We start from the raw sequence: 26,337 nt of genomic DNA on the forward strand, positions 1-26,337 counted from the left end.
GTCTTGAACACCTGTGCCCGGTGAGGCCGTGTTCATGCCGGTGCGCCCCCCGGCCGGCAGTGCCGGCACGGCCGGTATCCGGCACTCTCGGCCTGTGCCAGAGTACGAAAGCCCTGCCGGTGCGCCGGAGTGATCCGGCGCGCGTCGCGGCAGCTCGGGAAGCACACGACGCCCGTGGTGTCGCTGCCCACGAAGTAGACGTTCTTCGCCGCGAGCGTGCCGACCTCGTCCAGATTGACCTGCTCCGTCCGCAGCAGGTGCTCCTTGGCCGGTGCGCCGAAGACGTACTGCCCGATCCGGCCGTCGGAGCGGGTCACCCGGTGGCAGGGGATCAGCAGCGGCACCGGATTCCTTCCCAGCGCGGTGCCGACCGCCCGGACCGCCTTCGGCCGGCCGATCCGCTCGGCGATCCAGGCGTACGGCCGGATCTCCCCACGCGGGATCGTCGCCGCCGCGCGCAGCACCGCCTCCTCGAACGGACGCAACCCCCGCAGGTCCAGGTGGAGCCCGTCGGCGCGCCCCGTCCGCAGTGCCCGCACCAGGGCCGGGGGCGGGCTGCCGCCCGGCAGCAGCGGCCGGGCGAACCGGCCCCGGAACGACGCGGCGAACTCCTCCTGATCCTGTCCGGCGCGCAGGTAGGCGACGCCCTGGTCGGTCATCGCGACGTAGACGCCGCCGATCGCGGCGTCGACGCGCACCCAGCGGGCCGCCACCCGCTCGAGCAGGCCCGCCGGCGCGCCGGCCGTCAGTGCGCCGAGATCGGCGATCAGCGGATCGGCCTGGTCGAAGGGATCCGGGCCGTGGGACTCAACGGTGCTCATCGTTCCTCCCCGGGTAGAGCAGGCGGAGTCGCTTGAGACCCCGCGAGATGTGGGACTTGACCGTGCCCTCGGGGGCGCCGAGAACCGTCGCGATCTCCGCGATCGGCAGGTCCACGACGTGCCGCAGCACGATGGCGAGGCGCTGCTCCTCGGTCAGCTCGTCGAGCAGCGCGGCCAGCTCGCGGCCGGTCTCGGACCGCTCCGCGACCTGCTCGGCCGGCTCCGCCGGATCGGCCGCCTCCGGTGCGGCCTCCAGGGGCGCCGGAGGCGGATGCCGGGCGGCCGAGCGGGCGGTGTTGCGCCAGAGGTTCGCCAGGATGGTCATGAGCCACGGGCGCGGCCGCAGGCTCTCGATGCGCTGCGGCTCGTAACCGGCCAGCGCGCGATAGGCGCGCAGGAACGCCTCCGCCGTGAGGTCCTCCGCGTCGGCCCATCGCCCGCACAGCCGCAGCGCCGCGGAGAACACGACGTCGCGGTAGGCGTCGAAGAGCGCGACGAAGCCGGTGTCTAGGTCCTCCGTGAGCGCGGCGACGATCGGGAGGCGGATGTCGGTCTCGGTCACGTTCATAGAACACCGGCCGAGGCCGCTGCGTTGCGGAGCATCACGTTCGTTCCGTTGCCTCCGATGAACAAGTCGTACGATGCGGCTTCCCGCCTTTACAATGTAGATCACATACGAGGGCCGACGGCCACCGGTCGCAGTTCGCCACCATTCGCCCGATCCACAGGACGGAGAGACCGTGACCAGCACCAGTGTGCGTGAGGCCCGCGAGGCCCTGATCCGCACCCACTTCGAGTCCGAGACCGCCCAGGACTTCGACGTCACGCTGGCGACGATGAGCCACCCCCGCTACGAGATCGTCCCCACCGGTGAGGTGTTCGACGGCCCGGAGGAGGTGATGGCCTACTATCACCGGTCCCGCGAGGCCTTCCCCGACCAGCGGCATGACAACGTCCGCCTGCGCCATGCGGACGACGCCGTGATCGCGGAGTTCGACCTGCTCGGCACGCACCTGGGCGAGTTGTACGGCATTCCGCCGACCGGCCGCGCCTTCCGGTGCCCGATGGTGGCGTTCTTCCTCTTCGACGGCCCGGAAGGCGACCGGATCATCTGTGAGCGTGTCTACTTCGACATCGCCACCATCGCGACCCAACTGGGCGTCATGCCGGGGCCGGTCGGCACCGGCCCGGTCGGCGCCGGTTCATAGGCGTACCCGCACCGGTTCGCGGGCGCGGTGACCGCCGGCGCTCTCCGCCCGCGGTCACCGCGGAAACCGCCCGTACCCGCGCACACCCCCACCCGGACACCGCCCGTACGCGGTCCTCACGCGACCGCCGGCGGGCCCGAGCCGCGGTGCGCCACTCCCGGGCCAGGAGATGTCCGTGTCACCGCTGCGCATCGGTTACGCTGGTGAGGCCGGTGTGGCATGTGTCCCCGGGCCGCACCTACCGCCTTCGCGGAATACCGTCCGGCCGGTCGGTCGGAGCAGGAGCCGCGTTGTGCCTTTCGCCGAGAGGCGACCACCACACCGGCCTGAACGTGTCACGCCCCCGCGGGATGATCTCCCGCGGGGGCGACTTCGTTCGTCAGACCGGCACGGTGACCACGGCGGCGGTCACCAGGGAAGCGATCACGAGCACGGCGATCGCGATCGCCAGGGCGGCGCGGATGCGCCGCCGCCTGCGCAGGCGCCCGAAGTTGGACAGCCGGTCGGCCAGACGGGGGTCGTCCTGACCGAGTTGAGATGCGATCTCGGTGAGGATTCGCTCCTCCTCCATTGAGAGCGCCATGCCGCACCTCCAGGGGGTCACAGATTTCCAGGAATCATCCCCTGTTTGTTAAGCATGGGAAACCTCAAAAAGCCAGCGAGCCTCGCCCTTTGCGGCCACATGTGGCATGGTCACCACGTAAGCGCAGGTCAGCCGCCTTGAGCGGTCATATGGGCGCCACGGGTCGGAAAGCTCTCCCGGTGCCGTCGATCCAGCGCCGTCACGTAGTACGTGTAGACCCGACCGGATTCGGCGGTGTGATCGGTGATCCGGGTCGTCGTGCCCGGCACCACCATGAGGAGCCGGCGGGAGTCCGGGCCGGCGCACACCGGGCCCTGCGCCGGCGAGCGGTAGACCGCGTACGACGCGGGGTCGGCGCCGGCGCCCTGCCAGGTCAGCTTGCGATCCTCGGCCACCAGGCCGGCGGGCGCCGCCGGCCGGGCGGCGGCCGTACGCGGGCTCACCGGGGCGAGCGCCGGGCGTTGGAAGTGGTCGCGGGCGAGCCGGGACGCGAAGCCGCGGCGGTCCTGCCTCACGTCCGTGGCGCTGAAGATCGCCTCTCCGGTCACCTGGGGGTACTTCGCGTCGAGCGTCAGGTGGCGGGAGAGCTCGGCGGCCTTGTCCCACGGCCCGCCGTGTCCGACCTGGTAGGCCGCCTGCCCGATGATCAGCTGCACATGCGTGCCCGCCACCTGACCGGCCCACCACGCCACCAGTGTCCGGTAGTCCGCCGCGCCGAACCCGATCGGCCAGTACAGCTGTGGGACGACGTAGTCGATCCAGCCGTTCCTGACCCACTTCCGGGTGTCGGCGTAGATCTCGTCGTAGCTCTGCAGCGCGTGGGTCGCCGAGCCGTTCGGGTCGTCGGACCTGTTGCGCCAGACCCCGAACGGGCTGATGCCGAACCTGACCCACGGCTTGGCCTGGTGGATGCCGGTCGACAGGGTCTGGACGAGCGTGTCGACGTTGTGCCGGCGCCAGTCGGCGCGGCTCTTGAAGCCGGCGCCGTACTTCTTGAACGTGGCCTTGTCCGGGAAGTCCTTGCCGGGCAAGGGATAGGGATAGAAGTAGTCGTCGAAGTGAACGCCGTCGATGTCGTACTTCCGCACGACGTCGAGGACCACCTTCGTCACGAGGTCGCGGACCTGGGGCAGGCCGGGGTCGTACCAGAGGGCGTCGCCGTAGCGGTACACCCAGTCCGGATGCCGCCGCGCCGGATTGCCCGGAGCCAGGCTCTTGCGGTTGGGCCCGGTGCTCACCCGGTAGGGGTTGAACCAGGCGTGGAACTCCAGCCCTCGCTTGTGCGCCTCGTCGACCAGGAACCGCAACGGGTCGTAGCCCGGGGCCTTGCCCTGCTCACCGGTGAGATACCGCGACCACGGCTCGTACGGAGACGGGTAGAAGGCGTCGGCCGACGGCCGGACCTGCACGTAGACGGTGTTGAAGTTCCGCCGTACGGCCAGGTCCAGGAGGGCGCGGTACTCCGCCTGCTGCTTCGCCACCGACAGCCCCGGCCTGCTCGGCCAGTCGCCGTTGCCCACCGAGACGATCCACATGGCCCGGGTCTGCCGCCCGGCGTCCGAGCGGGCCATCGAGACCTGGCCGCATTCGGCCGCCTGCGCCGCCGGGGGCCCGGACCGGTCCGCGGGGCCGCCGCATCCAGCCGTGACGACCATCGCCGCCGCGGCGGCGATGGTCCTCTTGGCGATGGATGAACCCACGGAAGGGCATTCTGCCCGAGACTCCGGAGTGCTTTGGCGGGTATCCCTTAGTCAGGGACGACAAAAGGCGGCGGCTATGAACGACACCCTCCGGCTCGGCCGGATCGGCGGCGTGCGCGTCGGCGTCAACTGGACCGTCCTGGTGATCTTCGCGCTCATCACGTACGGCCTGGCCGGCGAGCAGCTGCCGCGCGCGTACAAAGGCCTGCATCCGCTGGCGTACGCGCTGGGCGGGCTGCTCACCGCCACCGCCTTCCTGGCCTCGCTGCTGGCGCACGAGCTGGCGCACGCCCTCGTCGCCCGCCGGCACGGGCTCACCGTCACGGGGATCACCCTGTGGCTGCTGGGCGGCGTGGCCCGGTACGAGGGCGAACCGGCCACTCCGGGCGCCGAGGTCCGCATCGCCGGTTCGGGACCGCTCGTCAGCATGCTGCTGGCGACGGTCTTCGGCGCCGCGTCAGGGATCCTCCACCTGACGAGAGCGGACGGCCTGGTGAGCGGCTGTGTCACCTGGCTCGCCCTGATCAACGCGCTCCTGGCGGTCTTCAACACGATCCCCGCCGCGCCCCTGGACGGCGGCCGGCTCGTGCACGCCCTGCTGTGGCGGAGGTCCGGCGACCGGGTGAAGGCGACGCTGCAGACCACCCAGGTCGGCCGCGCGTTCGGCTGGGCGACCATGCTCGCCGGCTTCTACATCGCGATGTGGAGTGCGGACGGGCTGTGGCTCACGCTCGTCGGCTGGTTCCTCATCACGGCCGCCGGTCTGGAGGCGGGACAGGCCAGGGTCCGGGCGCGGCTCGACGGCGTCCCGATCCGCCGGATCATGACGCCCGATCCGTTCACCGTGCCGAGCTCCATGCCGGTGGCCGAGTTCCTCCGCGAGATGCTGCCCCGCCACCGGCACTCGGCCTATCCGGTCGTCGACGACGGCGTCGTCCGAGGCGTCGTCACCACCGCGCGCGTCCGCGGCGAACCACCCGGCACGCCGCTCGGCGCCCTCATCGAGGACGCGGAGCGCACGACCACGGAGACCCCGCTGACCGAGCTGCTGCCCCGGCTCGCCCGCGAACGCCTCCTCGTCTTCGACGGGGACCGTCTGGTCGGCATCGTGACCCCTCACGACCTCACCCGCGAGCTCGAACATCTGGCCCGCGAGGTCCCGGGCTTCCCGGCGCGCTGACGGCCGCGCGCGCTCCCCGGCGCGGCGACCGTGCCACGACCACCCCGGCGACGATCAGCAGGCCACCGGTGAGGGTGTTCCAGCCGAGCGGCTCGCCGAGCAGCGCCGCGCCCAGCAGCGTGGACCACAGCGGGGTCAGGTACGTCACGGTCGAGGCGACCGTCGGCCCGGCCGCACGGATCACGCCCAGGTTGATGATGTACGCGAGCCCGGTGCCGACGGCGCCGAGCCCCGCCAGCGCGGCGACGGCCGCCGGCCCGGGCCAGGACGGCGGACCGGCCGCCGCCGGCGCGACGAGGGCGAGTTCGGCGGTCGCGCACAGGATCTGCACCGCCGACAGCGCGACGGCCGACTCCCCTCCCCCGGCGAAGAAACGCCGGGTGTAGGTGAAGCCGGCGCCGTAACACGCGGTCGCTCCCAGGCAGGCCAGGCTGCCGCCCAGCGTGCCGCCGTCGAGCCCCCGCCAGACCCCCAGGACCAGGAGCACCCCGCAGAACCCGGTCGCCAGCCCGATCGACCGGCGCGGCGTCGGCCGCTCCTCGGGAATCACGGCGACGGCGAACAGCAGCGTGGTCAAGGGCGTGGTCGCGTTCCACACCCCGGCCACGACCGAGCTCACCCGCGTCTCCGCGTACGAGAACAGCGCGAACGGCACGGAGTTCAACAGGGCGGCCACGACCAGGGCGTGCGCCCACACCCGCGGGCTCCGAGGCATGGACGCGCGCCGCGCGACGCAGACCGCGCCCAGCGCCACGAGCCCGAACAGGCACCGCCACAGGGCCACCCACAGCGGTGCGACGCCCGCGTCGACGGCCACCTTGATCAGGGCGAAGCTCGACCCCCAGATGATCGACAGAACCACGAAACCGGGCAGCCACCCCGCCGATCCGCCAGACCGCTCCATCCGTCCTCCCGCACGCCGTGAACACCGCTTCCGCGACGTGATCATGGGAGGAGATGCGACGATGAGTCCAACAAGTGGCTGCACCTCACCCATGAGAAAGGCTCATGAGCCTCAACCTCAGCCAGCTGCGGGCGTTCGTCGCCGTGCTGGACCACGGCGGCTTCGGCGCCGCCGCCGACGAGCTCGGACTGAGCCAGTCCGCGATCTCCCACTCCGTCGCGGCGCTGGAGCGCACCCTCGGCGGGGCCGTGCTGACCCGGCACGGCCACCCCCGCCCCACCGCGTTCGGGGACCTCATCCTCGGTCACGCCCGCGCGGCCCTCGCGGCGGCGACCGCCATCGCGGACCTGGCCGCCCAGCGTGACGGACTGCCCGCCGGCACCGTACGGCTCGCCGCGCCCACCACGGTCTGCCAGGGTCTCCTCCCCCGGCTCATCCCCCGGTGGCAGGCCGAACTGCCCCGCGTCGACGTCGCCGTGTTCGAGGGCGAGGACGACGAGGTCGCCGACTGGCTGGCCCGCAGCACGGTCGACCTCGCGGTTCTCGTCGACCCGCCCCCGGGCCCGGGCGTCCTCCTCGCCGAGGACGCCTTCCACGTCCTCCTCCGCGACGACCACCCCCTCGCCGCGGAGCCGGGCATCGACCTGGCCGACCTCGAGGACGACGCCTTCCTGCTGTCCAGCGGAGGATGTGAACGGCACGTCCGCGAGCTGTACCGTCAGGCGGGCACGCCCTTCTCCCCCACCCACCGCATCCGCGACATGGGGACCCTGCTGGCCATGGTGCGGGCGGGGATCGGCGTAACGATCGTCCCCGCCCTCACCGCCGCCATGCTCGTCCCCGGCCTCGTGATGGTGCCCGTACGCCCGGTGATGGGCCGGCGGCTCGTCCTCACGGGCCCGGCCGACCGGCCCTGGCACCCCGCCGCCACCGCCCTCGTCGACGCGACCGCCGCGGCCCTCGCCGCCTGAGGGGTCACCGCCCGGATGCCGGCGGAGACATCATCGAACGCATGTTCTAAGGTGGGACCATGCGTTGGGATGCGTTGGCGCTGGACGGCGAGAACCCCGGGCTGTTCGGCAGCCCGGTCACGGTCGACACCCCGGAGTTCCGCGGGATCACCTTCCACGAGATCCGGGCCAAGTCGATCATCAACCGGGTCCCCGCCGCCTCACGCGTCCCGTTCCGCTGGACGATCAACCCCTATCGGGGATGCAGCCATGCATGTGTCTACTGTTTCGCCAGAAACACCCATAAGTACCTGGATTTCGACACAGGTCGGGATTTCGATTCGCAGATCGTGGTGAAGGTGAACGCCCCGGAGCTGGTGCGCCGGGAGCTCGCCGCGCCGAGGTGGGCCGGGGAGCACATCGCGATGGGCACCAACGTCGACTGCTACCAGCGGGCGGAGGGCCGCTACCGGCTGATGCCGGGCATCATCGAGGCGCTCCGCGACGCGGCGAACCCCTTCTCCATCCTGACCAAGGGCTCGCTGATCCTGCGCGACCTGCCGCTGCTGGAAGAGGCCGCCGACCGCACCGAGGTCGGCACGGCCGTGTCGGTCGGCTTCGTCGACAAGGACCTGTGGCGGCTGCTCGAGCCGGGCACGCCCGGCCCGCTCAAACGCCTCGAGGTCTGCGCGACGCTGAACGACCACGGCATCGGCTGCGGCGTCCTGATGGGCCCGATCGTTCCCTACCTCACCGACACCCCGAGGCAGCTGGAGGCGGCTGTACGCCGGATCGCCGAGGCGGGGGCCACCTCCGTCTCGCCGATCGTCCTGCACCTGCGCCCCGGCGCCCGCGAGTGGTTCACCCGCTGGCTCCGCGAACACCACCCCGAACTCGTCGCCCCCTACGAGCGCCTGTACGGCCGCGGGGCGTACGCGCCGAAGGACTACCAGCACCGCATCGCCCAGCGCGTCAAGGAACTCGCCGAGAAGCACGGCATCGGCGGACACCGAGGCGTCCGCCGCCTGCGCACACCCCCGCCCGCACCTCAGCGCTCCCACGACCCCGAACAGCTCACCATCCTGTGACCGCCTCTCGCAGCCTCTGGCGAGGCGGCGGCTTCATGGGAAAGGCACCGGCCCTGCCGTCAAGCATCGACATCGGCCGCCGGCCATGCCTTTCACACTTCCCAGAAGCAATGGTAAACGGATGGTCAAGTTCGAGGTCAAGCCCCGGTTGCCGATCCCTTCGGATAGCGGAGACGTGCGACCGACAGCGATGCCATACCCAGCGACAGACCGGTCGAAATAACCATGTAACGGTTTCCGGCTTGACAACCACTTACTCTTCGATAGTGTGTTCTATCGGGTCCGCCCCCAGCTTTGATCGGTCATCACGGCCGAGTGGGGTGACCATTTATTCTCACCAAATCTGGTGACACGCCGTCGGCGTCCATGACGGCGGGGCCTGCCAGGCTCAGTCTCGATGGCGACCAGACCGCTATCGGAAATGAGGACATCAGGTGACAGCGCCGGTTCGGGCAGGACAGTTGACCGAGCACGAAAATCAGCGCCTGCAACAGATCGTTCGGCGTCGCGGCAGGGGCCGATCTGGGACCGGCGGAGCGGCGGTCATCATGGCACCGGCGTCCGGTGCATCGGCATCACCCATCACCTGGCCGGTCGTTCGTGGTCAACACGCCAGAGGTGGCCAAGACCGATGATCGGATCCTCCGCTTCGACCGCTGAGCGCGGCGAGTCCAAATCCAGACTCGGCGCGCGATTCTGGCGCCTGTGGTGGGCGAACGCCATCAACAGTGTCGGCGACGGTGCCTTCGTGGCGGCCATGCCGTTGCTCGCCGTCACGGTGACCCGCGATCCCGTGATGATCTCCTTGATCTCGGTCGGCGAGTACCTTCCGTGGCTGGTGGTCTCCCTGCCGGCCGGCGTCTACGTCGACCGTCATGACCGCGCCACGTTGATGTGGCGTTGCCAGGCCGTCCAGGCCCTCATCGTTGCCCTGGTCGCCGCAACCGCCTTACTGCACATCGTCACGATCGCGGAGCTGATAATCGCCAGCTTCCTGCTCGGTTGCGCCCAGGTCGTGATCACGAATGCCGCCCAGGCAGTGCTGCCCGAACTCGTCCCCGCCGCAGCACTGCAGCAGGCGAACAGCAACCAGTACACGGTCCAGACCGTCGGCCAGTCGTCGGCCGGACCGCCACTCGGCAGCATCATGTTCGCCGTCGCGGCGCCGCTCCCGTTCGGGGTGGATGCCGTGTCGTTCATCGTGTCGGCTGCGCTACTCGCCAGCCTGCCGCAGGTGCGGGTGGACCGTAAGCAGGTTCCGATGCGAACCGCGGTACCGGAGGGATTGCGCTGGCTCCTCGGCCATCGACTGTTGCGGACCCTGGCCCTGCTCCTCGGCCTCAACACTTTCTGCAACCAGATGGGTTTCGCCACTCTGGTATTGCTGGGGAAGCTCACCCTGCATCTGACGTCGGCGGAATATGGTCTGCTCCTGGTCGGCGTGGGCGTCGGGAGCGTGATCGGCGGGCTGATCAACACTCGCCTGGCGCGGCGCTTCGGGGCACTGCCCACGTTCGTCGGCGCGCTGGCCGCGAACGCGGTCCTCTACGCGGGCATGGGACTCGCGTCGAATGGAGTCGTCCTGGGCGTGCTGATAGCGCTCAGCGGCCTCGTGATCACCGTCTCCAGCGTGGTGACCGTCAGCATGCGACAGCAGTTGACACCGAACGAGTTGTTCGGCCGCGTCAACAGCGTTTTCCGAATGATCGGCTGGGGATTGATGCCGCTGGGTGCCCTCGCCGGCGGATTCCTGGCACAGCTGTTCGGCTTCCGGGCGCCCTTCGTCATAGCCGGAGCGATACGCGCCGTCGTCCTCGTAGCGATGGTGCCCATCCTGGTCGACGAGATGCGCGCGGTACACGTCAAGGTCTAGGTCGCAGACCACCGAGCTCTTCGTCAGTCGATACTCGGATACGACCGGCAGAACGCTCTTCGATCACACGGAGAAAACGTTCCCGAGGAGGCCCGATTCTCGCCTTATGGCGCGCCATCGTTCACCACGATCAGAGCGCTGACGAACGGTCAGTTCCCCCGCTGATGCCTCTACGTGTGGTTCGAGAACCATCCGGACCGCGCGCTCACGGCGCCCGCCGAAGCGCTTATCGAGGGTGCCATCACCCCACGACCTCGCGAGTTCTCAGGACTCCCACCCAGCCTGGGGGTGCTCCAGTCTCCGCCGCACATCGGTGGCGTTGGGGCACGGCCTCGACGGCTTAGCGAAGAGCCAGTCGCTCGTGACCTGGCCAAAGACATCAACACACTACGTAACCACTCATGTTCAGTCTCAGTCAGAACGGCCCTCGCAGATCGGCCATTGCAGAGGCCATCCTTCCCGCACCATTGTACGGAGCGCCTTGGCGATATACATTACGTGGCATGACGGACAGCACCTGGTTCGGTGAGTATGCCCCCCGCCGAGGAGGCCCACCGCCGGCTCAGCTCGCGAGCGTGTTCGAGACCGAGCTGACAGATATCGCCAGGACTCGCTTCCCGCGCGCGTTCGAGCCACTGGTCGTGCCGACCGCGTCCTACCGCGAGTTAATGTGGGCGACCGAGAGACTGCTGCAATTGCAGCGCAAGGCCGTCGAGCATCTGGCCCCTACGTCGGAGGGTCGGATTGCGGCGCTGAAGGCGGATGTCGCGGATCTGCCGCGGATGACCGATGATGAGCCGTACGAGATCGGCCATTCTGGAGACATCTGCCGGGCCGATGTGGTGGTCGACAAGGGCGGCCCGAAGTTCGTCGAGTTCAATGTCAGCGGCGGGGTCGGCGCCATGCTCGAGTACGAGATCGAGAGCAGGATCTGGCAGGGTGTGCGCCGCGACGCAGGTCAGCCGGAATTCCTTGCACCCAGCCTCTACAACCTGATCGCGCGATTGATCGAGAGAACGTGCCGCAGCCTCAGGCGCGACCCGTCGGTGCTCCTGATCGGAGCGCTGGCCGATCCAGCCAAGACGACGCGATATTTCGAGACGCAGATAACATTCTTGAAGCAGCATGGTGTCTCGGCTCAGTTTCAGGACCTGGCGACGCTGCCTGACGTCATCGCGTCGTCGTCGGGTTTCGCCGACGTTGTGGGCCTGATCCAACTATCGGAACGCGAGGCCAACAGTTGCGGCTGGGATCTCAGTGCTCTGTCGGCGGCGACGGACGCCGGCCTTTTCGCACTGCCGTCACAGACGGCTCGGTTGGTGGATTCGAAGAAGGTCCTCGCGCTGCTCTCGGAAGGCCTTGAGTGGATGTCGGCCGATGATGCCGCCGTCGTGGACCGCTACGTTCCGTGGAGTCGGATCGTCGGGGAACGACGTGTTCGGTGGAATGGCACCGAGCGAGATCTCGTGCCGCTCCTCCTTGAGGAACAGAGTTCTTTCGTACTTAAGGGCTCCGCCGGCTACTCGTCGCAAGAGGTGTTCTTCGGCCTGACCACGCCGGAGCAGGAATGGGCCGACCTGGTGCATGCGGCAGCTGAGTCGGAGTACTACATCGCGCAGGAACTCGTTACCGCGGTCCGCCACCCCATGCAGGTCCTCGTCGACCAAGAGGGCACTACTGAGTCGGTTCTCGCCAACCCCCGGATTTCCCCGTTCTGTGTCGGCGGCGTAGCAACCGGGTGCTCGATGCGCTTCCATCCGTCCGGGCGGATCGGCCCGGTGACGCGTCCCTATGGCGCGTACCCTGGTGTCCTGGTCGGCGAGGCCGAGGCCGGTTCCGGTGCCGGCAACCGGATCTGAAGCCCGGTCCCAGCATGCACATTCTCGTTATGCACTCCGTGCCCGACTCGTCCGTTCACTACGGCGATTGCATCGATCATGAGCGGCACGACGTAACTTATGTCACGACCAACACCAAACGGCGTACGTTGCCGCAGGCCGTACCGTACCGCGTTGTGGAACGGCCGGCGCGAAACGCCGATCTTGTTACGGAGGTGTTGGCGGCGGTGGCAGCCGGGTCGCGGCCCGAACGGATCATCGCGTTAGGGGAATCCGACATCATCGCGGCGGCCCAGATTCGAGACGTGCTGGGCATCGCGGGTCCGAAGCCGGCACAGGCCCTGCTCGTCCGGGACAAGGTGCTGATGAAGTCGGCCGTAGCCTCCGCCGGGCTGCGGGTTCCCCGGTTCCTGTCGCTCGCCACAGGAGATGAGGACCACGCCGTCACTTGGCAGGGGCCGACGGTTCTCAAGCCGTCGGCGGGAGCCGGTAGTGACGGTGTGGTGATCTACCCGTCCCCCGCCGAGGCGTTGGCGGCAGCGCAACGGCTCAGCACGGATGACACCTCGGGCTATCTCGAGATCGAGGAGTTCGTGCCGGGCCCGGTCATCCAGATCGATGGCCTGATGGTAGGCGGGCAGCCGTTCGTCCTGCTCCCGGCTCGCTACATCAAGACCTGTCTGTCGTTCGCCGAAGGAAGTCCACTTGGATCGGTCCAGTTCGAGCCGGACGCCGACCTGATCACCTGGACGCTCCGTTGCCTGCTGGCCGTCGGGATCACCGACGGTCCGTTCCATCTCGAAGCGATCGAGTCAAAGGATGGGTTGACGTTCCTGGAGGTCGGGGCCCGACCGCCGGCCCGGGGATCGGTGGATGCGTTCGAGTTGGCGACCGGTCTGCGGCTGCCGTCTCTCGCGGTCCACCTGGTCGTCACCGGGCCAGACGGCCTTCCGGCACCCCGTGTCCCCAGGCCGGACGAATTGTACGGGTATTTCGTATTCCCGCGACACCGACTTCACAGTCACCGAATCCTCGGCGCGTCGCAGTTCAGGTCCGATCCGATCGTCCACCAGTGGTTCGAGCGCACATCACAGCAGTCGAATAGCACTTCTTTCACCTACACGCCGCAGAACGCACCGCTCGGAGGCTTGATCGGCCCCTCATCGGAGCCACGCATGACGCGATTCCTGAATGAACTGTTCAGCACCGTCAAAGTGAGTTTGCGGGAGGCCGGCGACTGACAGAAGACCAGGCGAGACACAACGAAGTGGATCAACGCTTCTATGAGATTCCGGAGTTCACATGACAGCGCAAACGCTCACGGAGGCATTCGCCGCACAGGTCAAGTCCGGCCCAGACCGCCCGGCGGTCACGTCGACGGACGAAGAAGTGACTTACCGAGACCTCGATGCCCGTTCGGATGCCCTGTCGGCGCGACTACGCCAAGCGAACGTGCGGCCCGGGGACGTCGTCGCGCTGAGCACCCAACGCGGTGTCGACATGATCGTCGCGTTGCTCGCGGTGCTGAAGTCGGGCGCCGCGTACCTACCGATCGATCCCAGCGTCCCCCGTACACGGCTGGATCAGTTAGTCGAACGCAGCGGCGCGGTACTGATCCTCACCGACGGACGCAGCGCGGCCGGCTCCGGACCCGAGGTCATGCTGATCGATGCCGGCTCCGTCGATCCCATCGCGACACCCGCGGATACGGTACCGGCGACCGCTGACTCGCTCGCCTACATCATCTACACGTCCGGTACCACCGGCGAGCCCAAAGGTGTCCGGGTCACGCATCGCAACGTGCTCGCGCTCCTGGCGCAGATGGAAACGGTTGTCGACATAACCGACTCAGATGTGTGGACGGTGTTCCATTCTCTCGCCTTCGACTTCTCGGTATGGGAGATCTGGGGCGCACTTACACACGGGTGTCGCCTGGTAGTGGTCGAAGACGACGTCGCCAGGTCGCCGTCGGCCTTCATCTCGCTCCTGCGCAATGAGCGTGTCAGCGTGCTCAACCAGACGCCCTCGGCGTTCCTGCCGCTGATGCGGGCCGACGCGGTCGATCCGGCAGGTCTACCCGATCTCCGCCTGGTGATTCTGGGCGGCGAGCGTGTTTCGTTGCCGACGCTCGCCGACTGGCTGCGGCGACACGGCGACGAGCATCCGAGAATGATCAATATGTATGGCGTCACCGAGTGCACAGTCTTTTCGTCGTACCGACCGTTGACCAAGCGCGACTTGTCCCGGCCGACCGTGAGTCCGATCGGCGCTCCACTGCCCGGCAATGAATTCCTCGTGCTCGATGCGAACGGCCGCCCGGTAGGCGACGACGAAGAGGGCGAACTGTTCGTGCTGGGACCAACGCTCAGTGCCGGCTACGTCGGCGGGACGGACGAATCGGCCGACCGTTTCGCGCCGCTCGATGCGGCAGGCGGCCGACGTGCGTACCGGACCGGTGACCTGGTACTTCGCCGGCCCGACGGAGACCACCTCTACATCGGCCGCAACGACCGGCAATTGAAGGTGCGCGGCTACCGCGTCGATCCGAACGAGATCGAGCGACACCTGTCCATGCTGGAGCAGGTCGGAGCAGCGGTCGTCACTGCTCGCGATTATGGCGACGGTGATGTGCGCCTCGTCGCCCATCTCGTTCCCCCGCCCGGCCAAGCCGCCGATGCCGACTGGCAGGCGCGGATCACCGCCGAGGCGCGGGCGACCCTGGCCCGGGCACTGCCTGCCAGCCTCTGCCCATCCGTTTACGAGGCCCTGGACGCGTTGCCACTGACCGTAAGCGGAAAGGCCGATCTCACAGCCCTCGCTGCCGGCGAGCCGCCGACACCACCACCTTCGACATCGCCACCCGACGACACGCCCGTCGCCCGGATCACCGAGATATGGGAACGTCTGCTGAACGTCAAGAAAATCGACGTGGACGACGACTTCTTCGACTTGGGTGGCACGTCGCTGACGGTGACCAAGATGTTCGACGAGGTCAGGAAGACCTTCGGATACCCGATAGACATTCAAGTCCTGATGGACGGTTTCACCATCGCCGTCCTATCCAAGGCGGTAGAGGCGGCGGGTGTCGAATCTTACGATGACGAGCGGTCTTCACGGAAGGCGGTCGAACCGTGAGCGATTCCTTCGCGCTCAATCCGCTGGGACTCAGCGATGAAGAGGTGACGCAGTTTCATCAACGCGGCTTTGCCGGCCCTTTCACGCTGTACGAGCCGGACGAGATGCAGCGTATCTGGCGGCAGCAACGCGTCCGGCTGCTCGATCGAAGCGCGGCTGTGTATCAAGACGCGGCCGCCAAGAGCGGGACGAACATCGCTAACTATGATCGGCACCTCGACAACGAATTCCTGGCCGATCACATCTGCCGGCCGGAGATCGTGGACCGGGTCGCGTCCGTGCTCGGCCCGGATGTGCTGTGCTGGCGAACCGAGTTCTTCCCGAAGTACCCGGGCGACGAAGGTACGGACTGGCACCAGGCCGACACGTTCGCCAACGTATCCGGAACACCGCAGATCCTGTGGCCGGGGCAGAGCGAGGCCGGCGGCACGATCACCGTATGGTGTGCCTTCACAGACGCGACGGTGGAACGGGGAGCCCTGCAGTTCATCCCAGGCACCCATCACACGAGGTTCTACGACGAGACGAAGCGCATGGAGTACCGGCCCGCACAGATCAACTCGCTGGCCAAGGGCGGCGTGCGGCGCGGCTTCTTCGGCTATGACTACCGAGAGCTGCAGATCGATCCGGACTGGTCGCCGAACGAGGACGCAGCGGAGTCGATGGTCATGAAGGCAGGGCAGTTCGTCATGTTCTGGTCCACTCTGATGCACGCCTCGCACCCGCACAGCGGCGCGACCAAGGAACCACGCATCGGCTTCGCCGCGCGTTACGTGCCCACCTCGGTGCGCATCTACCCTGATTCCGACTCGATCGAGGAGTACGGCGGCAAGATCAGCCTCGATCGGTACGGCGCGGTGCTGGTATCCGGAACCGATACCTATGGTCATAATCGCATAACGCGCTACACCACGCGCGACCACCCCTTCAGCACGGCACGTGTCCGTTCAGCCCAGGGATGAACGGTGTAGGTCGGCAGGGCCGGCCGACTTCGATCAGGCGGTGCCGTGATGTTCGCCCACGAAATCGCTCGTCGTGGCCCGTCCTACCGGCAGGTCGCCGGTCGCCATGACGGTGCTGAGTGGCGCGCGTGACGCGATTGCCCGCCAACCGTCCGGCATCGGTGGGAACCGTTCGCCAGAGGCTGGTACGCGCACTACTTGGTGAGCCGCGGCCCTGCTCCATGCGCGAGTCCTGCAGCGCAGTGCTGCCGCTCTTTACGCGGGATCGGACTGGACGGGAGGTAGCGAGTGCCGAATGACCACGGGCAGCACGCCGCGCGCGATTGGGCCGGCTTGCCGGAGGAGGAGTTTCGTCTGACGGTGCGCGCCGTCTTGGCCGAGCTGCTTGACGATCACGTCGAGAGGTGGGAGCGGGACGGGTCGGTACCGCGCGAGGTCTGGACCCGCCTCGGCTCGCTCGGCCTGCTCGGCATGGGTCTGGCCGCCGACTGGGGTGGGGCCGGAGCGGACCTTTCCCGATCTGTGGCCTGGTTGACCGAGTTAGGACGAACCGGTTACGGGGGATTCCGCACCGCGATCGCAGTGCACGGGTATATGGCGACTCGCTACTTGAGCGAGTGTGCAGAACGGGAATTGCAGGACAAGTATCTACGTCCGTCGGTGACCGGTGCAAAGATCGCCGCGCTCGCTATCAGCGAGCCGTATGCCGGATCGAACCTGGCGGCGTTGACGACACAGGCAGTTCTCGAAGGTGACGCTTACGTGATCAGTGGCGTCAAGAAGGCAGTCGTCAACGGGACGATCGCGGACTATTTCGTGCTGGCGTGCCGGACCTCGACCGCGAGTTCCTCGGCAAGAACCGGAATGTCGTTGCTGGTCGTCGACGCGGCGCTCCCGGGGATATCCGTGTCGCCGCAGCCGACTCTGGGTTGGCGCTCGGCGGGGATCGCGACGGTGCGCTTCGACCGGGTTGCCGTACCGGCGAGCCAACTGATCGGCCGGCCGGGAGGCGGTTTCTTCCAGCTGGTCTACGGATTGCAATATGAGCGTCTGGTGGCGGCCGCGGCAGCGCTGGGGGGCGTGGAGTTCTGTCTGGAACTCCTAGCGCACCGGCTGCGGACGTGGCGTGTTCAGGACAGAAGGCTCGCGGACTTCCAGGCGGTCAGGCATCGGTACGCGGTCCTGGCAACGGAGGCGGCCGCCGCACGCGAACTCGTCGCGCGGGCCTCGCGCGGCTTTGACTCCTCGCAGCTGCCTGTGGCCGAGTGCTCGATGGCCAAGGCGTTCACGACCGAGCTCGCGTCCCGAGCGGCCGATGCGTTTCTGCAACTCCATGGGTCGGACGGCTACGACGAGGACTCTGTGGGCGCCCGGTTGCTTCGTGATTCGCGCGCCGCGACGATCGCCGCGGGACCGACGGAGGTGATGTACGACCTGATCGCAGGCGCGTTGCTGGATTAGTCGCCGGGTGGCACTCGGACGACGATCCACAGTCCGCCCAGAGAAGTATTCTGCGCGTCCTTGACGATCAGCTACGATTAATCTTACTCTTTGGGTAAAAAGCAGCGTTGTCACGGGAGCCGGCATTCACGATAACTACCCTGGTGCGGAGTCAGTCGCTCTTCGAGCCGAATCCGGCACCCGGCGCACACGGCTGCCCCGAACGCTCTACGAGCTTGGCACCGGTTACTCTGAGCAGAGTAGGCAGGAGACGGCACGACGTGATTCTTGAGAACGCTCTGGCGCACTACTATCCCGAGGTTGGATCGGCGCTCAGCTCTCTCATCAAGAACGATGCACCGATTCTCAATGGCGAATTCGATCCCGGGAACCGTCTGCCTGAATTAACGGACGAGATGGTCGATTACCTGTCCGCGTCGACGCTGGCCTGTATCGAGGCGGCGACTTACGACGGCAAGCGGATCTCTTTCCTGGACCTCACACGTCACTCCGGGACCCAGACCACCAAGACCTTCGCCTCCCTGATGATCGTGGCGCGCGCGGTTCGGTTCATCCAGGACAGCGGACTCTCACTCACGATCGTGACCCCCTCATCAGCGAACAAAGCCGTCGCATTGCGAGATGCGGTTTTGCGCGCTATCAAGTCGGGCTTGGTGCGACCTGATCAGCTCAACATCATCGCCCTTGTCCCGGCCGGTTCGGTCCACAAGTTGCGGCGTTCCGAACTATTCACCGATCAGGAACTACGCACCCGTAATCCGCTGGCCGTGTATCCCGGGCCACATGCGGAGACGGTAAAGCACATAACCCGAGCAGCCGTCGACCGATACCGGCAGTCCGCGACCGATGCCGCGACGCGCCCCGTCTGGTACACGTTGAAGCTAGAGAACTATCTCGTTGGCGACATCATTCGCGCGTTCGCAGAGTCCGACGCGCTGCCGCCGGCAGCGTCCACGGGCCGCCTGCACGTGCACGCCGTCTCGAGCGCCTTCGGTCTACTCGGCCACGATTACGGCCGGTCGATCATGACCGGCAGGGAGGCGGGGCCGGCGTCACGTTACTTCCTGGTCCAGCACCTGGGAGCTCCGGACATGGTGACCAGCCTTTACGACGACGGCTCCGGTGATCCGCAGCTGACTGCGCCAACCTATACCTATCAGCCCAAGTCCGGATGCTACACGCAGGAAACGAATCCGCATTTCCCCCGGATCACCTTTGACCCCAAGGAGGTGCTCGACACGACCTTCTACACGCGGAACCCGGTTACATCGCCGCGGATGAACGAGATCATCAGATCCCAGGGCGGCGGCGGCATAGTCGTATCCCTCGCCGAATGCTTGGAGAGATACGGCGAGGTACGTGCGATGTGCAAGCAGGCCGACATAATACTGCCAGCCAACCCGACCTTGATCCAGGAATGGTCGCTCAACATGGCGATGACTGGTCTGATGAACGCAATCGATCGCGGCCTTATTCAGGAAAATGAGATCCTCGTTCACTGCTCGGGGACATACACGCGCGACGATTACGAGGGTCTGGCTGAACGGAATCTCCCCGTGGTCACTAACGAGGACGAACTGGTCGACCTGATGCACACGGCCAACGCCTCTTCTCCCCAGCGAATCGCGGCGATGGGATGAGTTCTGACCGGAGCCTGGCGATATCGCGCCCACGCGAGCGCGCATCGGCGAAGTCAGTGGACACGCCGAGTTCGGCACCCGCGCGAGCGCGGTTGGTGCAGCGGGTGAGGTTGCACGTCCGCTACCAGTGGCGGAACAGCGGCATGCCTCTGATCGCCAAGGCGCACTCGGCGTGGGACTCGGCACCGTGGCGGCGAGGGCCTGCCGTCCACTCCGAGATCGGCGGACTGTCGGTGCTGTATGCGGGCCTTCGCGACGGTCTGCGCTACACGCTCGAATTCACCGAGCAGCGCAGGCAACGCACTTCCGACGAGAAAGCCGTACGGCGGTCGTTCACGATCGCGCCCCGGTCCGCGCAGAAACTCGCGCTGACCACTGGTGCCGACATCATCATCGTTGGCACCAACCGCCGCCGAGCGCGACGCCTGCCGGTCGGTTCGTCGTTGGTCATACCACTTCGAGTTCATTTCGTGGTCGACTGCGAGGTCGATGCCGACCGCGCACTCTCCCGTATCTCTAAAGGCGTCCGGCGAGACGTACGACAGCAATCACGCAAACACGACTGGCATTTCTCCGTCGAGCACGACACCGCGATATTCGACTACTTCTACGATCGCATGTACGTGCCGACCATGGAAGCTCGATACGGCTCGATGGCCCGCACCGAGGGCAAGGCGTCGGCCTACGAATGCCTGTACCGCTCGGGGGTCCTTTTCATATTGTCCGATGCCGGCGAACCGGTCGCAGGTCACCTCTGTCACTGGGATCCGAAGCACAGAGTACTGACCTCGCGGCTGCTCGGTGTCCTGGACGGCAGCGAGGGCCAGTACGCGGCCGGCGTGGTCAAGGTGATGTATTGCCTCATGATCGAATGGGCGACGAAGAACCAGGTCCGCCAACTGGACCTGCAAGGAACCGAGCCATTCTTGAGCAAAGGCACTTACCAAATGAAGCGCCGCTTCGGATCGCGCGTCGTATACCCGCCGAACCATTTCGGCGACAAGCGCCTATGGCTGCAAGTCCTGCGTGACACGGAGGCAGTCCGTGACTTCCTCACCGCCAATCCGGTGGTCGTTGAGAATCATCATGGATCGCTGGACATCATCTACTTCTTCGATCGGCAGCGCCCCCCGAGGCTCGATCTGCAGTCGGAATCGCCTGGCATCGAGCGGGTTCGCCGAGTGGATCTCGATGATTTCTTGAGCGGCACGGCAACGCCTCCACATCGGCAACGATTGACTCGGCTCAGCCAGCGAAATCGCAGAAGAAGGTCAGGCTGAATGAAGATTCTTGTCATCCACAGTCGCCCCGACTACCTGATCCACTACGGCGACAACATCGACCACGATGCCCATGACGTGACGTACGTCAGCACACCGGAACGGCGGAACTCATTACCGAAGGGCGTTCGTTGTCGCGTCATCGAGCGGCCGGGCGTAGGCGACATCGCCGGCGAGGTGCTCGCGGCGGTCGCCGGCATGCCGAAACCGGATCTGGTCCTCGCCCTGTCGGAATTCGACATGCTCGCGGCTGGGGAGGTCCGGGAGGCTCTGGGCGTCACGGGCCCGAAACTGTCGGACGCGCTGTTGGTCAGAGACAAGGTGATCATGAAGTCGGCTGTGGCGGCGGCCGGCATACGTGTGCCCCGCTTCCTGCCCCTGGCCGGCATCGACGACGCTGGTCAGGTGCCCTGGGAGGGAGCCACGGTGCTCAAGCCGTCCGCGGGCGCGTTGAGCCAGGGTGTCGTCGTTCTCCCGTCAGTGTCCGAGGCGCTGGCCACGGCGGCCGTCGACATCGCCCCCGACGACGTCGACGGTTTCGAGATCGAGGAGTTCCTGCCGGGACGCGTCATCCACATTGACGGGGTGATGGCAGGGGGCCGGGCCTTGGTCTTGCAGCCGAGCCGGTACGTCAACACATGCCTGGCCTACGCTGGTGGGACGCCGCTCGGGTCGGTGCAATTCGGTGCCGATGACGCGCTCGTCGACTGGACGCTGCGCTGTCTGCTGGCCGTCGGGATCACCGACGGGCCCTTCCACCTCGAGGCGATCGAGGCCGCTGACGGACTGGCCTTCATGGAGGTCGCGGCTCGGTGGGCAGGCGGTGGCGTCGTAGACGCGCTCGAACTCGCCACCGGGCTTTGGCAACCGTCTGCGGCGGTTCGGCTGGCCGTCGACGGACCGAGCGCCCTTCCGGGAGTGCGCACACCTCAGCCCGATCAGTGGTACGGGTGGTTCTTGGTCCCCGGGCACAAGCTCGGCTCGGCGTTCTGTGACATCAGTGGCGAGTCGGAGTTTCGTGATCACCCGCTGATCCGAATCTGGGAGCAGCGGGCACCCGACGAGCCCGTGAGGTTCTCCTACGCGCGCGCGAACGTGCCCGTGTCGGGTGTGATCGGTCCGGCGCCTACTCAGGAACTGGAGAACTTCCTCCTGCGCCTGTTCGACTCGGTCAAGGTCACTCCCGTCCCGGATGCCTCTGGCGGCGTGGCGGCCCCGCGTCCGTCGGACGGCGCGCTGACCCGCGCGGACCCATGAAGATCCGCGAAGGTTCAGGCGGTCCCGAAAGGTCAACGGAAAGGCGAGCGAATGCGATCTCCTCACGGTGCGTTCCAGACACGGGACACGACCATGACCGTCCCACCCCGTTCGGACCGCCGAACACCGGAAGTGTGAGCGGCCCCGTGTACTCGGAGGCTCGCAGCATGCTCCGCGATCTCGGCTTGCCGACCGGAGATCGAGATTCGGAGGAGTCCGGGCAGCGTTTTCCCGACGGCTGCCACTTCCGCATCGAGGTCCCGAGCGTGAACTCGGTGGAATGCGCTGCCCGGATTCTGTCGGAGAGCGTTCGTCGAGGGTTCACGATCAACCGTCTGACCGAGACACTGGGCTCCTACCGGCATACGGCGGCTCAGGTGCGCGAGTACGTGAAGCTCGGCGAGGAGTACGGGGTAGAAATACTCATGTCGGTGGGCCCTCGCGCCACGTACGACATCGGCGCGACCGTTCAGACGCGGCAGGGCGTGCGGATCGGCTACCGTCTCCGCGGACAGGACCAGGTCGTGCGGGCGTTGGAGGACGTCAGGCGTGCCGTGGACCTCGGTGTACGGGGATTCGTCGTCTACGACGAGGGCTTACTGTCCGTGCTGGGCGAGCTGAGGAGTTCCGGCAAACTGCCGGCCGACCTCTCCCTGAAGGTCTCAGCCCACTGCGGCCACGGGAATCCGGCGTCCGCACGACTGCTCGAACGACTCGGCGCCGACAGCTTCAACCCGGTTCGCGACCTGACCCTGCCCATGGTCGGCGCGCTGCGCTCTTCGATATCCATTCCAATCGACATCCACGTCGACAACCCGCACGGATCGGGCGGCTTCGTGCGTACCTTCGATGCGCCCGAATTTGTGCGAATCGCGGCTCCGGTTCACCTCAAGACGGGAAACAGCGCTCTGGATGGTCATGGCGTCGTACCAACGATGGATCAGGTGGAGAGCATCCTGACCCAGGTAGAGATCGTCTCGGAATTCGTGGACCGGTACCTGCCTTCCGCGCGCCAGTCGCCGAACGCCAAGCGCGCTCATGACGACTCAGAGTGACCAGCGATAGAGATCACTCGAGGCGTCGACGGCCGCGGTCGTGCAGGCGGCGCGATGGCGGCGGCCCGGTGCCCGGGACGCAGCGCGCCCCGGGCACCGGCCACGCCGCCGCTGTCGGCGACGTCCACGCGATCAGCTCGCCCAGATGCCGGTGATGTCGGTCGCGGAGGCCGCGTTCCCGGCGTGGGAGGTGCCGTACATGTCCTCGATCGTGCGCAGGACGTTGTAGTGGTTGTAGCGGGTGCCGGAGCTGCTGCCCGCGAGCACCGGCTGCCCGTACAGCACGGTGGGGATGTGGTTGCCGCTGAGGCTGTTGTCCTCGTCGAAGGTCACGATGAGGACGCTGTTGTGCGTCTTGGCCCAGGTCGCGTACGCGCCGAGGTTGTTCTTCAGCCACGTGTCACCGGTCGAGACCGAGCAGTCGTGCATGTCGTCGCACAGGTTCGGGATGACGAAGGAGACCTTGGGCAGGGTGGTGTAGTCGGTCGGGAACTGGCCGAACGTCATCGCGGTCGAGGTCGGGACGTTGCTGAACCCGAACCACGGGTTGTGCTTGCGGGCGTAGTTGCCGCTGCTGCACGTGGTCGAACCCTGGCTCGGCAGCGATTCGTTGTAGCTGGCCCAGGACTTGCCGGCGGCCGCCAGCTCGGACGCGAGGTTCGGGGCGGAGCTGAACCCCGGGGTGTAGCAGCTGTCGTCCGTGATCCCCTGCGTCGAGCCGGAGAAGATGGCGAAGTAGTTGGGCTGGCTGGGGTGGGTGATGGCATAGGAGGCGGTGAGGACGGCGCCGCCGCTCTTGAGGGAGTTGATGTACGGCGCGCTGGAACTGCCGATGACCTGGCTGTAGGCGTGGTTCTCCATCATCACGACCACGGTGTGGTCGGGAGTCGGGACACTGCCCGCGGCGTTCGCGGTGCCGCCGGTCCCGGCCGCCGCGGCGGCGAGGCCGAGAGCGGACGCGAGGGCGCGGCGGGCGGGTCTTCTTGCGGCGCGTGGCATCACAGGGACCTCCGGAGGGGTCGGGTGCGGGGCCCGGGGGCGGTGCCCCGCCAGAGTGTGAACGCCGGAAACGTGGCTGAGAAGCGAGGCCGGGTTAAGTACGCGCGAACCTTGCGTTAAGGGCTCTGTCAGAATGACGGAGCACGGCACCGGCGGCCGCCGCGTGGCCCCTCACCTGCCGAGCGCGTGCACAGGCGGCGCCTTCAGACTCGCCGCCAGCGGACGTCGCCGCCGACGACGGTGGTCAGGACCTTGGTGCGCAGCACCGCCTCCGCCGGCTCCCGATAGGGGTCGGTGTCCACCGCGATGAAGTCGGCGAGCCTGCCCGGCGCGAGGACGCCCTTGTCGTGCTCCTCGCCCGCGGCGTAGGCCGCGCCCACGGTGTGGGCGGCGACGGCCTCGGCCATGGTCAGCCGCTGCCCGGGCTGCCAGCCGCCGGCGGGGGTGCCGTCGGGGCGGGTACGGGTCACCGCGGCGTACAACGCGGCGAACGGGTTCGGGTGCTCGATGGGAGCGTCGGAGCCGAAGGCCAGCGCGACGCCGGCGTCCAGCATCCCGCGCCAGGCGTAGGAGGCCAGCTCGCGGCCGGCCAGCAGGGAGTCGACCAGGTCGATGTCGCTCGTGCAGTGGACGGGCTGCATCGAGGCGACGACGCCGAGCCCGGCCATCCTGGGCAGGTCGCCGGGCCGCAGGTGCTGGGCGTGCTCGATGCGGTGCCGAAGCCGCGCGCTGCGGCCGATCGCCTCGTACGCGTCGAGGACCAGGTGGTTGGCCTGGTCGCCGATGGCGTGCGTGGCGACCGCGATGCCGGCGCCGGCGGCCCTGGCGAACAGCGTGACCAGGTCGTCGTACGGCGTGACGGCGATGCCGGCGTTGCCCTGCTCGCCGGCGAAGGGCTCGCTCATGTGGCAGGTGTGCGAGCCCAGCGCCCCGTCGCTGAAGATCTTCACGGGTCCGGTGCGGAACCAGTCGTCGCCCTGCCCGGTACGGCGGCCCTCGGCGACGGCCGCCTCCAGGTGGTCCATCGGGATCGCCTTGTGCACGCGCAGCTTCAGCTCGCCCGCCGCGCGCAGTTGCAGGTAGGCGTCCCGGCAGTCCTCGCCGTCGATGTCGTGCACGCTGGTCAGGCCGAGCGCGAGGAGCTCCTCCTGTGCGGCGCGGAGCCGGTCGCGCAGGTCGGCGGAGACCATGAGGTCGCGCAGCGGGTAGGACGCCGACTCGCGCAGGATGCCGGTCGGCTCTCCGTTCGCGTCCCGGACGATCTCGCCGCCGATCGGGTCGGGGGTGCCGGCGTCGATGCCGGCCAGCCGCAGGGCCGCGGAGTTGGCCCACACCGTGTGGCCGTCGGCGTTGGGCAGCGCGACCGGCAGCTCGGGGCAGACCGAGTCCAGCGCGTACCGGTCCGGCTGCGCCGGCGGGTCCCAGGTGTTGCTGTTCCACCGGCCGCCGAACAGCCAGGCGCCCGGTCGCAGCCGCGCCGCGTGCGCAGCCACCCTCGCCAGCGCGTCGTCGAGGGAGCGCACGTCGCGCAGGTCGACCGCGCCCAGGCTCTGGGCGTACTGCGCGGTGTGGATGTGGGCGTCGTACAGGCCGGGGAGCACCGCGGCGCCCTCCAGGTCGATCAGCTCCGCCGCCGGCCCCGCGGCCTCGCGCACCTCCGCCTCCGCGCCGACGGCCAGCAGACGCTCGCCTTCCACGGCCATGGCCCGGGCCGGCGGCCTGCCGCCGTCTCCGGTGTGGATGGCGGCGTTGCGGTACACGCGGATGCTCATCTGACTCTCACAGACTCGGGTGACGGGTGCGGTCACGGTAGGAGTGGCGGTAAGAAGCCGAACGGGCGCGTCCGGGGATTCCGGTTCATCGGCGGGACCCTGGCAGGCCGGCGGAGGCAGGCGGGTGACGCGTCCCGCAGCGGGGTCAGAGCCGCTCGCGTACGGACCTGAGCATGGCTGACAGGGTCGCGACCGTGTCCGGGCCCAGGCGGGCGGCCATCGCCTGTTCGTGCGCGGCGGCCAGCGCGTCCAGCCGGCGCAGCTTGCGGCGGCCGAGGTCGGACACGTGCACGGAGACGCGCCTGCGGTCCCTGCTCGACTGCGAGCGGTACAGGTAGGCGGAGTCGACCAGCGTGTCGACGATCCGGGTCAGGGTGGGGTGCGGGATCTCGACCTCCGCCGCGAGCTCGCCCATCGAGCGGCCCTCCGCGCCGTCGAGCGCGCGCAGCACCCGCCACTGGTCGACGGACGTGCCCTCCTCCTCCAGCACGGTGCCCAGATCCCGGGCGAGGGCGCGCTGGGCGCGGGTGAGCAGATCGACGAGGTCGGCCGTGGCGGCGGGCAGGGCCGTCTCGCTCTGATTCGACACGTTGCGCCTTCCGCCGTGGTCCGTTGCGGAGAGCATACTTGT

22 protein-coding genes are annotated in these 26,337 nt (G+C 67.7%); 14 read left to right on the plus strand and 8 right to left on the minus strand.

The genetic code is table 11. The features are described from left to right. Positions 1–32: 32 nt before the first annotated feature. Both NE234_RS31820 and NE234_RS31825 read right to left on the minus strand, forming a co-directional pair. A complete protein-coding gene (locus tag NE234_RS31820) occupies positions 33–821 on the minus strand; it encodes a methylated-DNA--[protein]-cysteine S-methyltransferase (protein WP_252784565.1) in 789 nt (262 codons plus the stop codon). Then, complete coding sequence (locus NE234_RS31825) at positions 808–1,383, minus strand: RNA polymerase sigma factor (protein ID WP_252784566.1); 576 nt, start codon at positions 1,381–1,383, stop codon at positions 808–810. The genes NE234_RS31820 and NE234_RS31825 overlap by 14 nt, the downstream gene beginning before the upstream one ends. 178 nt (positions 1,384–1,561) lie before the next feature. Between NE234_RS31825 and NE234_RS31830 the strand changes: the two genes are divergently transcribed. Further along, positions 1,562–2,029: an ester cyclase gene (locus tag NE234_RS31830; RefSeq protein WP_252784567.1), complete on the plus strand. Its 468-nt coding sequence runs from the start codon at positions 1,562–1,564 to the stop codon at positions 2,027–2,029. A 379-nt stretch (positions 2,030–2,408) separates the two neighbouring features. Here the strand turns inward: NE234_RS31830 and NE234_RS31835 are convergent, their stop codons facing one another. Together NE234_RS31835 and NE234_RS31840 are read right to left on the minus strand one after the other, a co-directional pair. Then, positions 2,409–2,612 carry a DUF3040 domain-containing protein gene (locus tag NE234_RS31835; RefSeq protein ID WP_252784568.1) on the minus strand — a complete coding sequence of 68 codons (204 nt, stop codon included), beginning with the start codon at positions 2,610–2,612 and terminating at the stop codon, positions 2,409–2,411. Between the two features lie 128 nt (positions 2,613–2,740). Beyond that, positions 2,741–4,312: a glycoside hydrolase family 10 protein gene (locus NE234_RS31840; RefSeq protein ID WP_252784569.1), complete on the minus strand. Its 1,572-nt coding sequence runs from the start codon at positions 4,310–4,312 to the stop codon at positions 2,741–2,743. A gap of 76 nt (positions 4,313–4,388) precedes the next feature. Between NE234_RS31840 and NE234_RS31845 the strand changes: the two genes are divergently transcribed. Continuing rightward, positions 4,389–5,492, plus strand: coding sequence for a site-2 protease family protein (locus NE234_RS31845; RefSeq protein ID WP_252784570.1), 1,104 nt, complete (start codon positions 4,389–4,391; stop codon positions 5,490–5,492). Here the strand turns inward: NE234_RS31845 and NE234_RS31850 are convergent. Next, the gene (locus NE234_RS31850; protein WP_252784571.1) at positions 5,437–6,396 is read right to left on the minus strand and encodes a DMT family transporter; all 960 of its coding nucleotides are present in this window, start codon (positions 6,394–6,396) and stop codon (positions 5,437–5,439) included. The two genes, NE234_RS31845 and NE234_RS31850, sit on opposite strands and share 56 nt — an antisense overlap. A gap of 104 nt (positions 6,397–6,500) precedes the next feature. On the opposite strand from NE234_RS31850, the gene NE234_RS31855 reads away from it, so the two are divergent. The 12 genes from NE234_RS31855 to NE234_RS31910 all read left to right on the plus strand — a co-directional run bounded on the left by NE234_RS31855 (position 6,501) and on the right by NE234_RS31910 (position 22,935). Further along, positions 6,501–7,367 (plus strand): LysR family transcriptional regulator, encoded by an 867-nt coding sequence (locus NE234_RS31855; RefSeq protein WP_252784572.1) that lies wholly within the window; start codon positions 6,501–6,503, stop codon positions 7,365–7,367. Between the two features lie 59 nt (positions 7,368–7,426). After that, positions 7,427–8,434, plus strand: coding sequence for an Rv2578c family radical SAM protein (locus NE234_RS31860; RefSeq protein ID WP_252784573.1), 1,008 nt, complete (start codon positions 7,427–7,429; stop codon positions 8,432–8,434). A 631-nt stretch (positions 8,435–9,065) separates the two neighbouring features. Further along, entirely contained in the window at positions 9,066–10,307 is a 1,242-nt protein-coding gene (locus tag NE234_RS31865) for an MFS transporter (protein ID WP_252784574.1), read from the plus strand. A gap of 503 nt (positions 10,308–10,810) precedes the next feature. Next, on the plus strand, positions 10,811–12,166 hold the full coding sequence (locus NE234_RS31870) for a hypothetical protein (RefSeq protein ID WP_252784575.1): 1,356 nt from the start codon (positions 10,811–10,813) through the stop codon (positions 12,164–12,166). 29 nt (positions 12,167–12,195) lie between these two features. After that, on the plus strand, positions 12,196–13,386 hold the full coding sequence (locus NE234_RS31875) for an ATP-grasp domain-containing protein (RefSeq protein ID WP_252784576.1): 1,191 nt from the start codon (positions 12,196–12,198) through the stop codon (positions 13,384–13,386). A gap of 61 nt (positions 13,387–13,447) precedes the next feature. Then, positions 13,448–15,280 (plus strand): non-ribosomal peptide synthetase, encoded by a 1,833-nt coding sequence (locus NE234_RS31880; RefSeq protein ID WP_252784577.1) that lies wholly within the window; start codon positions 13,448–13,450, stop codon positions 15,278–15,280. Further along, entirely contained in the window at positions 15,277–16,242 is a 966-nt protein-coding gene (locus tag NE234_RS31885) for a chlorinating enzyme (protein ID WP_252784578.1), read from the plus strand. Before NE234_RS31880 ends, NE234_RS31885 begins: the two co-directional genes overlap by 4 nt. Before the next feature lie 288 nt (positions 16,243–16,530). After that, a complete protein-coding gene (locus tag NE234_RS31890; protein WP_252784579.1) occupies positions 16,531–17,703 on the plus strand; it encodes an acyl-CoA dehydrogenase family protein in 1,173 nt (390 codons plus the stop codon). 260 nt (positions 17,704–17,963) lie between these two features. Continuing rightward, positions 17,964–19,343 carry a DUF6002 family protein gene (locus NE234_RS31895; RefSeq protein ID WP_252784580.1) on the plus strand — a complete coding sequence of 460 codons (1,380 nt, stop codon included), beginning with the start codon at positions 17,964–17,966 and terminating at the stop codon, positions 19,341–19,343. 143 nt (positions 19,344–19,486) lie between these two features. Next, complete coding sequence (locus tag NE234_RS31900; protein ID WP_252784581.1) at positions 19,487–20,623, plus strand: GNAT family N-acetyltransferase; 1,137 nt, start codon at positions 19,487–19,489, stop codon at positions 20,621–20,623. Then, the gene (locus NE234_RS31905; RefSeq protein ID WP_252784582.1) at positions 20,624–21,880 is read left to right on the plus strand and encodes an ATP-grasp domain-containing protein; all 1,257 of its coding nucleotides are present in this window, start codon (positions 20,624–20,626) and stop codon (positions 21,878–21,880) included. 167 nt (positions 21,881–22,047) lie between these two features. Beyond that, positions 22,048–22,935 carry a U32 family peptidase gene (locus NE234_RS31910; protein WP_252784583.1) on the plus strand — a complete coding sequence of 296 codons (888 nt, stop codon included), beginning with the start codon at positions 22,048–22,050 and terminating at the stop codon, positions 22,933–22,935. A 132-nt stretch (positions 22,936–23,067) separates the two neighbouring features. Here NE234_RS31910 and NE234_RS31915 read toward each other — a convergent pair whose 3' ends face one another. The 3 genes from NE234_RS31915 to NE234_RS31925 all read right to left on the minus strand — a co-directional run bounded on the left by NE234_RS31915 (position 23,068) and on the right by NE234_RS31925 (position 26,295). After that, on the minus strand, positions 23,068–23,934 hold the full coding sequence (locus NE234_RS31915) for an alkaline phosphatase family protein (protein ID WP_252784584.1): 867 nt from the start codon (positions 23,932–23,934) through the stop codon (positions 23,068–23,070). Between the two features lie 203 nt (positions 23,935–24,137). Further along, positions 24,138–25,706 carry an amidohydrolase gene (locus NE234_RS31920; protein WP_252784585.1) on the minus strand — a complete coding sequence of 523 codons (1,569 nt, stop codon included), beginning with the start codon at positions 25,704–25,706 and terminating at the stop codon, positions 24,138–24,140. 145 nt (positions 25,707–25,851) lie between these two features. After that, positions 25,852–26,295, minus strand: coding sequence for a MarR family winged helix-turn-helix transcriptional regulator (locus NE234_RS31925; protein ID WP_252784586.1), 444 nt, complete (start codon positions 26,293–26,295; stop codon positions 25,852–25,854). Positions 26,296–26,337: the final 42 nt, after the last annotated feature.

It is taken from the genome of Actinoallomurus rhizosphaericola (genome assembly GCF_024055675.1).
GTDB classification, from domain to species: domain Bacteria; phylum Actinomycetota; class Actinomycetes; order Streptosporangiales; family Streptosporangiaceae; genus Actinoallomurus; species Actinoallomurus soli.